The organism is Halopseudomonas salina (assembly GCF_008641105.1).
On record NZ_VTTI01000002.1, the window covers coordinates 132327 to 145494 of the forward strand.

Genomic DNA, 13168 nt, shown 5'->3' on the forward strand with positions numbered 1-13168 from the left:
GCAGTTATGTGATCCGCGCGGATGAAGCGGTAACCGATGCCGATGGCAACATCGTAGAGCTGCTGTGCTCCTACGACCCGGACACGCTGGGCAAGAATCCCGAGGGCCGCAAGGTCAAGGGCGTTATTCACTGGGTACCGGCTGCGCAAAGTCTGGAGTGCGAAGTGCGTCTGTATGATCGCCTGTTCCGCGCGCCCAATCCTGACAAGAGCGAGGAGGGTGGCACTTTCCTGGAAAACATCAATCCGGAGTCACTGGTGGTGCTTGCCGGTTGCCGTGCAGAGCCTTCGCTGGCCAGCGCGGCTGCCGAGGAACGCTTCCAGTTTGAGCGTGAGGGTTATTTCTGTGTCGACAGCAAGGACTCGAAACCAGACCGTCTGGTGTTCAATCGCACCGTAACGCTGCGCGATTCCTGGGGGCAATAATGGTTCTGTCGATCTACAACACGCTGACCAAAACCAAGGCGCCGCTGATGCCGTTGGAAGACAATCATGTGCGGCTGTATGTATGCGGTATGACCGTCTACGACTACTGCCATATTGGCCACGCACGGGTGATGGTGGCCTTTGATGTGGTTGCCCGCTGGTTACGCTTTCGTGGCTACAAGCTGACCTACGTGCGAAATATCACTGACATTGACGACAAGATCATCCGTCGTGCCAATGAAAATGGTGAGACCTTCCAGGTGCTGACCAATCGCATGATTGCGGCGATGCATGAAGATGAAGCCCGGTTGAGTGTATTGAGACCGGACATGGAACCCCGAGCCAGCGATCATGTGCCAGGTATGCACAACATGATTCAGACTCTGATCGACAAGGGTTATGCCTACGCACCAGGGAATGGTGACGTGTATTACCGGGTCGGCAAGTTTGAAGGCTATGGCAAGTTGTCCCGCAAGAAGATCGAGGATCTGCGTTCGGGCGCCCGGGTAGAGGTAGGTGAGGCCAAGGAAGATCCACTGGACTTCGTGCTTTGGAAGGCCGCCAAGCCGGGCGAGCCCAGTTGGTCGTCGCCCTGGGGTGAGGGGCGCCCAGGCTGGCATATCGAGTGCTCGGTGATGTCCAACTGCTGCCTGGGGGATACCTTCGACATCCATGGTGGCGGGCCCGATCTGGTGTTTCCGCACCATGAAAATGAGATCGCGCAGAGCGAAGCTGCAAATGAAAAGCCCTATGCGATGGCCTGGATGCATGCGGGTGCGGTGCGTGTCGATGGCGAGAAAATGTCAAAGTCACTGGGGAATTTCTTCACCATTCGGGAGGTGCTGGAAAAGTATCACCCTGAAGTGGTGCGCTATCTGCTGGTCTCCAGTCAGTATCGTAGTTCGATCAATTATTCGGAAGATAACCTGAAGGAAGCTCGGGGCGCGCTTGAGCGGTTCTATCATGCGCTCAAGGGGTTGCCTGACGCTCAGGCCGCGGATGGCGAGGAGTTTGTCGAGCGTTTCGGCGCGGCGATGGATGATGATTTCAATACGCCCGAAGCCTGCGCTGTGCTGTTTGACATGGTGCGCGAGGTAAATCGCCTCAAGGACAGTAATCCGGCCTCCGCCGCAGCCCTGGCAGCGAGGCTACGTGAGTTGGCCGGGAATCTGGGGCTGTTGCAACTGGATCCTGATATGTTTCTTCAGGCTGGTGGGAGCGGCAAGGTCGACGCGGCCGAGATTGAAGCATTGATCAAGGCGCGGCTTCAGGCACGGGCAGACAAGAACTGGGCCGAGTCTGACCGCATAAGGGATGAGCTGACAGCCAAGGGTGTAGTGCTCGAGGATGGCAAGGGTGGTACGACCTGGCGTATCAAGGACTGATCTGACCGTCTGGTTCAGAAGAAAACGGCAACCTTGTGGTTGCCGTTTTTTTTGCTTTGTAGTTTTCCAGCATCAGACCTAGTGCCAGATATCGTTCTTTATCTTGTCCTTCAGCTCGGGGAAGTCCTTGAGCTTGAAGGTAGGTACGAGGCCTTCCTTGCGCTGCGCCAGATAATCCTTGGTCAGTTTCGCTACGGTGCCCGATAGCAGCACTATGGCGATCAGGTTTACCGTAGCCATCAGGCCCATGGACGCATCCGCAGCGTTGAATACGGTGGATACTGCCTGCATCGAGCCCCAGACAACCATGCCCAGCGCAGCCACGCGCAAAATGGTAAAACCTGTTCGATTGCCCATGCCCAGGAACGTCATCGCGTTTTCCGCATAGGAATAGTTGGCAACGATCGAGGTAAAGGCAAAGAACAGGATGGCGATAGCGATAAAGTAAGTGCCGGCAACGCCAATATGCGAGGCCATTGCCTGCTGGGTCAACTGTGTACCTGTGACGCCGGAGCCTGGTTCCAGCACACCCGATAGCAGAATCATTACTGCTGTGGCAGTGCAGATCACAATGGTGTCGATAAATACACCTAGCGCCTGAACCAGGCCCTGGGAGGAGGGGTGATGGGGCGCCGGCGTAGCAGTGGCTGCCACGTTTGGTGCCGAACCCATACCGGCTTCGTTGGAAAACAGACCGCGTTTGATGCCGTTCAGCATGGCGGCGGTAACCGAGCCTGCGACACCACCTGCGGCTTCTTCCAGCCCAAATGCGCTTCTGACGATAGTGGCCAGAACACCAGGAACGTCAGTAATGTTTATGGCCATTACTACCAGAGCCATCAATACGTAGGCACCGGCCATGAATGGCACGATTATTTCAGCGAACCGGGCAATCGAGCGCAATCCTCCGAAAATCACCAGGGCCGCACCGGCAGCCAGGGCGATACCGACCCACATCTTGGAAAAACCGAAGGCACCTTCCATGGCATCAGCGATGGAATTTGCCTGAACCGCGTTGAATACCAGGCCGAAGGAGATAATCAGACATACGGAAAATACGCCGCCGGCCCAGGGGGCATTCAGTCCCTTGGAAATATAGAAAGCAGGTCCGCCTCGGTATTGACCCTCACCATCACGGATCTTGTATAGCTGGGCCAGGGTGCTTTCCGAATAAGCGGTTGCCATACCCACGAGTGCGACCATCCACATCCAAAAAATGGCTCCCGCCCCACCCAGATACAAGGCGACTGCCACGCCGGCCAGGTTGCCCGTGCCTACCCGGGAAGCGAGGCTGGTTGCCAACGCCTGGAAGGGTGAGATTCCGTTCTCGTCGCTCTGGCGGGATCCCTTGATTGCACGGATCATCTCACCAAAATTGACGAACTGCAGAAAGCCCAGCCGGACAGTGAAGAACACGCCCACAGCCAATAGCCCGTAGATGAGGATGTAACCCCAGAAAAGGTTGTTGAGAAAGTCAATTATCGTTGTCATGGCTCTTCCTGAGTGGATAGATTCGCAAGGAGTACTTTTTAACCCTAGTCTTCGACAGACAATCCGCCAGCCTTGTGGCTCATTTCTTCGATATGCGCCATATACGCCGTGGTAAATGGCTGTATACGACCTGTCTTTTGACAAACTGTCAGCCTACTATCGTACCCATACATGAGAACGTGGCTAAAGCCCCGCCTGCACCAGGAGTCGATATGAGCCTTACACCCGCCAACCTGCAGATTCGTCCACGCCGCATGGATTTCAGCCTGCCGGATCCATTACCCCGCCATTGGCATGGAAATGATCCATTCAAGACCCATTTTTTCAATGCGATGTCGGTCCTGTTTCCAGACGGTGAGCGCTACTTCATCGATTCGGTACGCCAGTTCCGCAACCAGATCACCGATCCGGCGCTGCTCGAGCAGATTCGTGGATTTATTGGTCAGGAAGGCCACCACAGTCGCGAACATATCGACTACAACAACCGTCTGCGTGCACTGGGCTATGATGTCGACCGCCTGGAGTTGCCGGTGAAACGGCGCATACGGTTCGTGCAGAAACAGTTTTCACCTGATCGTCAGTTGGCCGGCACTGTCGCGATGGAGCATTTTACGGCGATTCTGGCCAATGCGCTGCTCAGTGAGCCGGAGTGGATAGACCAGGCCAGCCCCGAAATGCAGCGACTCTGGCGCTGGCATGCGTTGGAAGAAACCGAGCATAAAGCAGTCGCTTTTGACGTTTATATGCAGGTATCCGGTGACCGTAAAATTCTGCGCAAGGCAATGCGTCAGGCGACCTTTTTCTTTCTCAAGGATGTGACCAAAGGTACGCTGCATATGCTCAGGAAAGACGGAAAACTGACTCCATCAACATGGTGGAAGGGGCTGGTCTGGTTGTGGGGGCCCAAAGGGTTTTTCACTCGCCTGATTCCCGCCTACCGCGATTTCTTTCGTGAGGATTTCCATCCCTGGCAGCATGATAACGCCCAGCTGATGGACAGGGTCGCAAGAGAGTTCGAGCCCCTCCCGGCCTGAGCGCTAGACTCGCCTCCTAACAGTGCACCCTATCGCAAACAACCCAGACGATGGTCTATGATGGACCATCTTCTGTTGCGAAGGATGCGTCATGACTGTTCAGCTGTTTGTTCCCGGGGAAACCCGACTGCACGAGAAACGTGTGGCACTGGTGCCAGTGGTCGCAGAAAAACTCACCAAGCTCGGCATCGAGATCAGTTTGCAACCAGGGGCCGGCGAAGCAGCCAGGATACCGGACGCGGCTTATGAGAAGGCGGGGGTGAGGGTCGCCGAGCCACCCGCTGGTGTTGATCTGGTGTTTCGCGTGCAGCCACCCTCGATAGAAGAAATCGAGCAGATGAAGCCCGGCACAGTGCTGTGCTGCTTCGTTTATGCGCACCGCGAGGCGCCCATCGTCCAGGCCCTGCGTGATCACAGGATTACCTGTTTTGCCATGGAGCTCGTGCCGCGCATTACCCGTGCGCAGGCCATGGACGCCTTGTCTTCTCAAGCTGCTCTGGCAGGTTACTACGCCGCATTGCTAGCAGCGACCAATCTCAATCGTATTCTGCCAATGATGACGACGGCGGTGGGCTCACTGCGCCCGGCGCGGATTCTGGTCATGGGCGCTGGTGTGGCCGGGCTGCAAGCTCTGGCCACCGCCAAGCGGTTAGGCGCGATCGTTGAGGGTTACGACGTGCGCCCGGAAGTGAAAGAGCAGGTGGAATCGGTGGGTGGCAAGTTTGTGGATACCGGGGTGTCAGCCAGCGGTACCGGCGGTTATGCCCGCGAACTTACGTCGGAAGAGCAGGCCAAGGTGGATGAGGTGCTTACGCGCCACATTCAGACTGCGGACGCTGTGATCACTACGGCATCTATACCCGGCAGACCCAGTCCGAAAATCATCAGTGAATCCCAGATTCGCGGTATGAAGCCCGGCTCGGTCATTATTGATCTGGCAGCCGAAGGAGGCGGTAACACGCCGCTCACGGAACCGGGCGACACGGTGGAGATCGGACCGGTCACCATCGTTGCACCCCTGAATATTCCCAGTCACCTTGCCGAACACGCCTCTGAACTCTACTCGCGCAATCTGCTTGCTCTGATCGGTCTGATGGTCAAGGACGGAGAGTTGAACATTGACTGGGAAGATGAAGTTCTCACCGGTGCCGTGTTGACTCACGATGGCGAAATCAAGAATGAAGCTGCCAGAAAAGCAGTCGAAACCACTACGGGGGCATAACCATGGATGCTACAACCACCATTACCGGGTTTGTTGCCCTGTATATCTTCATGCTCGCGGCCTTCACAGGTTACGAGATCATTGGCCGGGTGCCGGCAATTCTGCATACGCCGCTGATGTCCGGCTCCAACTTTATCCACGGCATTGTCGTGGTCGGTGCAATGTGGGCGCTGCTGAATGCATCAACGCCGCTGGAGCAGGTGATCGGGTTTTTCGGTGTGCTGTTGGGCGCCGGCAACGCTGCTGGTGGCTACGTGGTGACCGAGCGGATGCTGCAGATGTTCAAGAGCAGCGACAAGCGCGCTGACAAAACCACATCGACGGACAAGGAATAGGTCATGGATACCACGCTGATTATTGAAGCGGCCTATTTCGTTGCGGCCCTGCTGTTTATCTATGGTCTCAAGCGTATGGCCAGCCCGGTGACCGCACGCTCCGGCATCCTGGTCGCGGGCTGGGGCATGGTGCTTGCTGTAGCTGTCGCGTTTTTATACGGCCTGGACGTTAACGAGAAGGCCCAGCCCCATGTCTGGGTAAACCTCACGTTAGTGGTTATCGCCCTGGGGATAGGTGTGGGCTGGGCCTGGTACAGTGGCAAGAAAGTAGCCATGACCGACATGCCGCAGATGGTGGCCCTTTACAACGGTATGGGCGGCGGCGCGGCGGCCGCGATCGCGGCAATTGAGTTGTTCTCAGGCAATGCCCAGTCCCACGGGATAGTGGTAACCATTCTTGCCGTACTCGGTGGTCTGATTGGTGCCGTGGCGCTGTCAGGTTCATTGATTGCCTGGGCCAAACTGGACGGGCGAATCAACAAGACGGTACGCCTGCCAGGCCAGCAGGCTATCAATGCCGCTCTGTTTTTCCTCGCACTGGCAACTGGCGCTGCAATTACCACCGCAGGGCTGGCTGGTGAAGTCTCGATAACGCTGGTAGCCGTGTTCTTCGTTATCTCGCTGGTGCTGGGCGTGATGCTGACCAATCCCATTGGCGGCGCGGACATGCCTGTGGTGATTTCCCTTTACAACGCCTTTACCGGTCTGGCCGTAGCGTTCGAAGGTTTCGTGTTGCAGAATCCGGCAATGATCATTGCCGGTACGGTGGTCGGGTCGGCTGGTACCTTGCTCACCCTGATGATGGCCAAGGCGATGAACCGCCCGGTATCCAATGTGATCTTCAGCCAGTTTGGTGAAACCGACGACGGTGGTGATAGCGAAATAGAAGGTAGCATGAAGGCGGCAGAGGCATCCGATGCGGCCATCGCAATGTACTACGCCAACAAGGTCATCATCGTTCCGGGTTATGGCCTGGCAGTGGCCCAGGCGCAGCACAAGCTCTATGAGTTTGTGAAGTTGCTGCAGAAACAGGGCGTTGACGTGCGTTTTGCCATTCACCCGGTTGCCGGACGCATGCCTGGTCATATGAACGTGCTGCTGGCTGAAGCGGGTGTGCCCTACGACATCATCTTCGATCTGGAAGACATCAATGAAGATTTCGCCCAGGCTGATGTGGCAATCGTATTGGGCGCCAACGATGTGGTGAACCCTGCAGCCCGGACCAAGAAATCCAGCCCTATCTACGGCATGCCGATTCTCAACGTGGATATGGCGCAGACGGCGTATGTGGTCAAGCGTGGCCAGGGCAAGGGGTACTCGGGTGTAGAGAACGAGCTTTTCTACGCCGACAACACCTCGATGGTCTACGGTGATGCTCAGAAGGTGATGGCGCAGATGATCGAGGCGGTGAAGTCGCTGGGGTGACCGGCAAGCTGCTAGCCGCAAGCTTCAAGCTTCAAGCTAGAAGCAAATAAAAAACCCGGCATTTGCCGGGTTTTTTTGTTGCTGGTGCTGGTTTCTGACGCCTTACTTGCAGCTTGCAGCTTCTAGCTGGGAGCGCAGCGACTATTTGGCGTTATAACCGAAGATCGATTTGACCTCGAGGAAGTCCTCGAAACCATAATGGCCCCATTCGCGGCCAATCCCCGACTCCTTGTAACCACCAAAGGGTGCCTTGTTATCCAGCGGCGCGCCGTTGAGGTGCACCATGCCGGTACGGATGCGGCGGGCAACATTGCGCGCACGGTCCAGGTTGCCGGAGGACACGTAGCCGGACAGTCCGTAAACGGTGTCGTTGGCGATGCGAACGGCGTCTTCTTCATCTTCATAGCCAATGATGGAGAGCACTGGCCCGAAGATTTCTTCACGGGCTATATGCATATCATTGGTTACGTGGCTGAATACGGTGGGTTTGACATAAAAGCCGGTTTCCAGGCCCTCTGGACGGTCCGGTCCGCCAGTAACCAGCCTGGCGCCTTCTTCCATACCGTCCTTGATCAGTCCCTGGATCTTTTTCCACTGATTTTCCGAAGCGACAGGACCAATAACAGTATCACTTGCGTTCGGGTCGCCAGCCTTGACCTTGGCAGCTACCGCCTTTGCAATAGCGGCAACTTCATCCATGCGGCTGTTAGGTACCAGCAGGCGCGTGGGGGCGTTACAGGACTGCCCTGTGTTGTTCATGCAGGACATGACCGCGTGGCCAACCATCTTTTCAAAGTCAACATCATCCAGCAGGATGTTGGCAGACTTTCCACCCAGTTCCAGTGCCACACGCTTAATGGTGTCGGCGCCGGATTTCATGACCATGCGGCCGGCTGCAGTAGAGCCAGTGAAGGACATCATGTCGATGCCAGGATGAGAAGACATGGCGGCGCCCACGGTGGGGCCATCGCCATTGACGAGGTTGAAGACGCCTGGTGGTACACCGGCTTCTTCAAGAATCTCAGCCAGAATCAGGGCGGACAAAGGAGCCACTTCCGAGGGCTTGAGCACCATGGTGCAACCGGTGGCCAGGGCAGGTGCGACCTTGCAGGTCATCTGGTTCATGGGCCAGTTCCAGGGAGTGATCAGACCGCAGACACCAATCGGCTCCTTGACGACCAGCGTGGTGCCCATTTCTTCCTCGAACTTGAACTCCTTCAGCGCGTCCAGTGCTGCCGAGAAGTGGCCGATACCAGAGGGCGCCTGGGCAGTCTTGGATAGTTTGGCCGGCGCACCCATCTCGATGGAAATGGCTTCGGCTACATCGGGAAGACGCTTCATGAAAACTTCCATGACGCGTTCCAGCAGCGCAATACGCTCCTCACGGGTGGTCTGGGAAAAGGTGGCAAATGCATTTCTGGCAGCTTCAACAGCCAGGTCAACGTCTTCCTTGTTGCCCAGGGCAATGTTGGCTGCGACCTGTTCGGTAGCCGGGTTGATCACGTCGATGGTGTTCTCGCCCTTGGGTTGTACCCATTGGCCGTTGATGAAGAATTCGTGGTAATGACTCATTGATGGACTCCTTTTCATGTAATTCGAATATCCCTGTGACGATAGCATTGTCAGGCTGGATCTATCAGCCTCTTTATGTGCAATCTGCTTACCAATGATGACGGGACATCGGTTGGCCTGATGTGGTCATGGCAGTGTCAGCGATTCCATTGCTGCTGTCGGGATGTATGAGCAGATGTCAGCGCCTTCTGAATGCGGGTAAATACCCTTATAATGCGGGCCTTAGGTCAGGGGTAATACTTGACTAAAACGCTTGGCTATTGCATAGTGTCTGCACGTCCAACCGGCTCGGGATCGCTAATGCGTCTGACAACGAAAGGCCGCTATGCGGTAACTGCCATGCTGGATCTTGCCCTCCACGAAGATCAGGGGCCGATCACGCTGGCAGACATTTCACAGCGTCAGGGTGTCTCCATTTCATACCTCGAACAGCTGTTTGCCAAGCTGCGCCGGTGCAAGTTGGTGGAAAGCGTGCGTGGCCCAGGCGGCGGCTACCGGCTAGCTGGCGGCCCTGCCGCCATTAGCGTGGCGCAGATTGTGGAAGCTGTTAACGATTCGATGGACGCCACCCGTTGCCTGGGGCGCGGCGATTGCCAGCAGGGCGAAGTCTGTTTGACGCATCATTTATGGTCGGACCTGAGTGATCGATTACACGATTTTCTAAGCGACATCAGTCTGGCAGACCTGGTCTCACGTGAAGACATTCAACGGGTCCGCATACGCCAGGACACAAATGGATGCGCCAGTACCTCCGCAGCAAAAGCAACAACGTTGGAACGTATTATCTGAAACGGTCACCAGAACCGTCCGATTCATGCAGTGCAGGCCCAGCGTCGGTCCGTACTGCTGCCTGATATAAGCAGCAACAGATGGTCTTCATCATCCGTTGCCTGACTGAGGTGATACCGTGACTGAGCAAGTCGAAAGCCTTATTAAGAGTGATTATGCAGCTGGATTTCACTCCAGCATCGAATCCGATACTCTGCCTCCCGGCCTGGATGAGAGCACCGTACGCTTCATCTCCGAGAAGAAAGGTGAGCCCGAGTGGTTGCTGGAGTGGCGCCTCAAGGCGTTCCGCGCCTGGCAGGAGATGGATGAGCCTACATGGGCCCACGTGCATTATCCGGAAATCGATTTCCAGTCGGTGTCCTATTTTTCTTCGCCCAAGAGTATGGCTGATAAACCCAAGAGTCTGGACGAGGTCGATCCCGAGCTGATCCGTACTTATGAAAAGCTGGGTATCCCACTCCACGAGCAGGAAATGCTTGCTGGCGTTGCGGTCGATGCGGTTTTCGACTCGGTATCCGTGGTCACTACCTTTCGTGCGAAGCTGGAGGAGGCGGGTGTCATCTTCTGCCCCATCAGCGAGGCGGTGCATCGGTGTCCTGAGCTGGTGAAGAAATATCTGGGCAGTGTGGTCCCCCAGAAGGACAACTACTACGCTGCGCTCAACTCCGCGGTCTTCTCCGATGGCTCCTTCGTCTATATCCCCAAGGGCGTGCGTTGCCCCATGGAGCTGTCGACCTATTTCCGCATCAACGAAATGAACACCGGGCAGTTTGAGCGCACGCTGATCATTGCCGAGGAAGGCTCCCATGTGAGCTACCTGGAAGGCTGTACGGCGCCTATGCGCGATGAAAATCAGTTGCACGCTGCGGTAGTTGAGCTGGTTGCTCTGGACAACGCGACCATCAAGTATTCGACGGTGCAAAACTGGTACCCGGGTAATGCCGAGGGTAAGGGTGGGATCTACAACTTCGTCACCAAGCGAGGCATCTGCCACACCAATGCGAAGATCTCCTGGACACAGGTTGAAACCGGCTCGGCGGTGACCTGGAAGTACCCCAGTTGCATTCTCAAGGGGGATAACAGTGTTGGTGAGTTCTACTCTGTCGCGTTGACCAACAACTTTCAGCAGGCCGATACCGGAACCAAGATGATCCACCTGGGCAAAAACACCAAGTCCACGATTATCGCCAAGGGTATTTCCGCGGGCCAGAGCAACAGCTCCTATCGTGGCCTGGTGCGCTTTAATCCGGGCGCCGACGGCGCGCGTAACTTCACCCAGTGCGACTCCTTGCTGATTGGTGACCGCTGTGGCGCGCATACCTTCCCGTACATAGAAAGCCGCAACCCTACCGCTGTGGTCGAGCATGAGGCTACTACCTCCAAGGTCAGCGATGATCAGATGTTCCTTTGTCAGCAGCGCGGTCTGGATGCCGAGAAAGCAATCTCGATGATCGTCAATGGCTTCTGTCGTGAGGTGTTCAAGGAGTTGCCGATGGAGTTTGCGGTCGAGGCAGGTAAATTGCTCGAAGTCAGTCTGGAAGGGTCGGTGGGTTAAACCCGACTTCCAGTCTACTTTGGTTGTATAAAATTCACACAGTTATTGGGCACCAAAAATGCTATCAGTCAAAGGGTTACACGCTAAAGTTGAGCAAATAGATATCCTCAAGGGCCTGGATATCGAGATCAAGCCGGGCGAAGTCCATGCGATCATGGGACCCAACGGATCGGGTAAAAGTACCCTCGGTAATGTGTTGGCCGGGCGCCCGGGCTATGAAGCGACTGCCGGTTCAATTACCTATAAAGGGCATGATCTGCTCGAAATGGATACCGAAGAGCGTGCTCGCGAGGGCCTCTTTCTGGCATTCCAGTATCCGGTTGAAATTCCCGGCGTCAGCAACATGGAGTTCCTCAAGGTTTCCCTGGATGCACGACGCAAGCACGCGGGGCTGCCAGAACTCTCGGCGATGGATTTCATGAAGCTGGCCCGTGAAACCAGCAAGCGGGTGGACCTGCCTGCTAGCTTTCTCAAGCGTGGCGTTAATGAAGGCTTCTCCGGCGGTGAAAAGAAGCGCAACGAGCTGATGCAGATGATGCTGCTCGAGCCAGACCTGTGCATTCTCGACGAGACCGATTCAGGCCTGGATATTGATGCTCTGCAACTGGTTGCCGACGGCGTAAACAGCCTGCGCGACGGTAAACGCAGCTTTATTGTGGTGACCCACTACCAGCGTCTGCTGGATTACATCGTCCCTGACCATGTCCACGTGCTTGCCGGTGGTCGCATCGTCAAATCCGGCGACAAGAGTTTGGCACTTGAGCTGGAAGCCAAGGGTTATGCCTGGCTTGAAGAAGAGGTGGCCTGATTCCCATGACGGATTTCCAGAACAGGGCGATTGAGCTCGCAGCCCAACAGCAAAGCCCCGATTGGCTGACCAGTCTGCGCCGCAAGGGTGCGGACAACTGGACCGCCGCAGCCTGGCCCACGCGCAAGACCGAGAGTTGGAAGTACACACCTCTGGCGCCACTGCAAAGCGCGTCCGCAGGCACCTGGGGTTCTTCAGAGGGTGTGGAGTGGAAGGAGGATATTGAACCGATCGAGGATTTCGATGCGACCCGGCTGGTCTTCGTCAATGGGCAGTTTGTCCCGGCCGAATCGAGCCCATTGCCTGCTTCTGTCGTGCGTTTTGCCGATGCTGATGCGGACCAGCGCGCGCTGGTACAAGAGCACCTGGGCTCCGTAGTGGACTCCAGTCGGCACCTGTTTGCAGCATTGAGTAACGCCTGGACCGCAGACGGTCTACTTATTCACGTTGCCAAAGGCGAAAAGCTCGCCAAGCCGGTTTATATAATCAACGTGTCTACTCCAGGCGCCGAGCCTGTAATCAGCAACCAGCGGGTACTGCTGGTTCTGGAAGAGAACAGCCAGGCCGAGTTGATCGAGCATTATGTCTCCAGCGAGACGCAGCAGAATGGCTTCGTCAACTGCCTGACAGAGGTTGTGGTAGGCAATAACGCGCAAATTCAACATTACCGCATCAATCTGGAGCAGGAAGACCTGCTGCACGTGGGCGGAGTGCACGTGGATCTGCATCGCTCTGCGCGGTTCTATGGCTTTACCATCGCTCAGGGCAGCCGCTTGAAGCGTATCGATTACCAGGTCAACCACCGCGGCGAAGGTGCACATCTGGAACTGCACGGTGTGTATCTGCCGCGTAACAATCAGTTGATCGACTATCACACCAACGTTGAGCACTGTGTGCCCCATTGCACTACCAACGAAGTTTTCCGCGGTATTGTTGGTGACTCATCCAAGGCGGTTTTCAACGGGCGTATTCATATCCACCCGCACGCGCAGAAGACCCTGGCTGAGCTGAGCAACAAGAATCTGCTCACCTCGCACAAAGCCGAGATCAACACCAAGCCTGAGCTTGAGATCTACGCGGACGACGTGCGTTGCGCCCATGGCGCGACCATAAGCCAGCTCAACGAG

General features: G+C 56.1%; 11 protein-coding genes and 2 pseudogenes. 11 read left to right on the forward strand and 2 right to left on the reverse strand.

Going from position 1 to position 13168, the window contains the following annotated elements; all coding sequences use genetic code 11:
* A pseudogene (locus tag FZF01_RS19510) lies at positions 1 to 425 on the forward strand (glutamine--tRNA ligase); the annotation flags it as partial.
* Positions 425 to 1810 (forward strand): cysteine--tRNA ligase, encoded by a 1386-nt coding sequence (cysS, locus tag FZF01_RS04065; RefSeq protein ID WP_150276873.1) that lies wholly within the window; start codon positions 425 to 427, stop codon positions 1808 to 1810. The pseudogene FZF01_RS19510 and the gene cysS, both read left to right, overlap by 1 nt.
* Positions 1811 to 1888: 78 nt before the next feature.
* Here the strand turns inward: cysS and FZF01_RS04070 are convergent, their stop codons facing one another.
* Positions 1889 to 3301: an alanine/glycine:cation symporter family protein gene (locus tag FZF01_RS04070; protein ID WP_150276874.1), complete on the reverse strand. Its 1413-nt coding sequence runs from the start codon at positions 3299 to 3301 to the stop codon at positions 1889 to 1891.
* Positions 3302 to 3513: 212 nt separating this feature from the next.
* Between FZF01_RS04070 and FZF01_RS04075 the strand changes: the two genes are divergently transcribed.
* From FZF01_RS04075 to FZF01_RS04090, 5 genes and pseudogenes are all read left to right on the forward strand, one after another.
* Entirely contained in the window at positions 3514 to 4335 is an 822-nt protein-coding gene (locus tag FZF01_RS04075; RefSeq protein WP_150276875.1) for a metal-dependent hydrolase, read from the forward strand.
* Between the two features lie 91 nt (positions 4336 to 4426).
* Positions 4427 to 4777 (forward strand): annotated as a pseudogene (locus tag FZF01_RS19765) (NAD(P)(+) transhydrogenase (Re/Si-specific) subunit alpha); the annotation flags it as partial.
* A gap of 27 nt (positions 4778 to 4804) precedes the next feature.
* Positions 4805 to 5557 carry a Rossmann-fold NAD(P)-binding domain-containing protein gene (locus FZF01_RS04080; RefSeq protein ID WP_373286448.1) on the forward strand — a complete coding sequence of 251 codons (753 nt, stop codon included), beginning with the start codon at positions 4805 to 4807 and terminating at the stop codon, positions 5555 to 5557.
* Between the two features lie 2 nt (positions 5558 to 5559).
* Complete coding sequence (locus FZF01_RS04085) at positions 5560 to 5892, forward strand: NAD(P) transhydrogenase subunit alpha (RefSeq protein ID WP_150276877.1); 333 nt, start codon at positions 5560 to 5562, stop codon at positions 5890 to 5892.
* A gap of 3 nt (positions 5893 to 5895) precedes the next feature.
* Positions 5896 to 7317, forward strand: a complete 1422-nt coding sequence (locus FZF01_RS04090) for an NAD(P)(+) transhydrogenase (Re/Si-specific) subunit beta (RefSeq protein WP_150276878.1) — start codon at positions 5896 to 5898, stop codon at positions 7315 to 7317.
* A 141-nt stretch (positions 7318 to 7458) separates the two neighbouring features.
* Here the strand turns inward: FZF01_RS04090 and FZF01_RS04095 are convergent, their stop codons facing one another.
* Entirely contained in the window at positions 7459 to 8889 is a 1431-nt protein-coding gene (locus FZF01_RS04095; protein WP_150276879.1) for an aldehyde dehydrogenase family protein, read from the reverse strand.
* 300 nt (positions 8890 to 9189) lie between these two features.
* On the opposite strand from FZF01_RS04095, the gene iscR reads away from it, so the two are divergent.
* From iscR to FZF01_RS04115, 4 genes are all read left to right on the forward strand, one after another.
* Positions 9190 to 9678 carry a Fe-S cluster assembly transcriptional regulator IscR gene (iscR, locus tag FZF01_RS04100; RefSeq protein ID WP_150276880.1) on the forward strand — a complete coding sequence of 163 codons (489 nt, stop codon included), beginning with the start codon at positions 9190 to 9192 and terminating at the stop codon, positions 9676 to 9678.
* Positions 9679 to 9796: 118 nt separating this feature from the next.
* The gene (sufB, locus tag FZF01_RS04105) at positions 9797 to 11233 is read left to right on the forward strand and encodes a Fe-S cluster assembly protein SufB (RefSeq protein ID WP_150276881.1); all 1437 of its coding nucleotides are present in this window, start codon (positions 9797 to 9799) and stop codon (positions 11231 to 11233) included.
* Between the two features lie 58 nt (positions 11234 to 11291).
* On the forward strand, positions 11292 to 12041 hold the full coding sequence (sufC, locus tag FZF01_RS04110; protein WP_150276882.1) for a Fe-S cluster assembly ATPase SufC: 750 nt from the start codon (positions 11292 to 11294) through the stop codon (positions 12039 to 12041).
* A 5-nt stretch (positions 12042 to 12046) separates the two neighbouring features.
* A partial coding sequence (locus FZF01_RS04115) for a SufB/SufD family protein (protein WP_223825382.1) occupies positions 12047 to 13168 on the forward strand: 1122 nt, incomplete at its 3' end.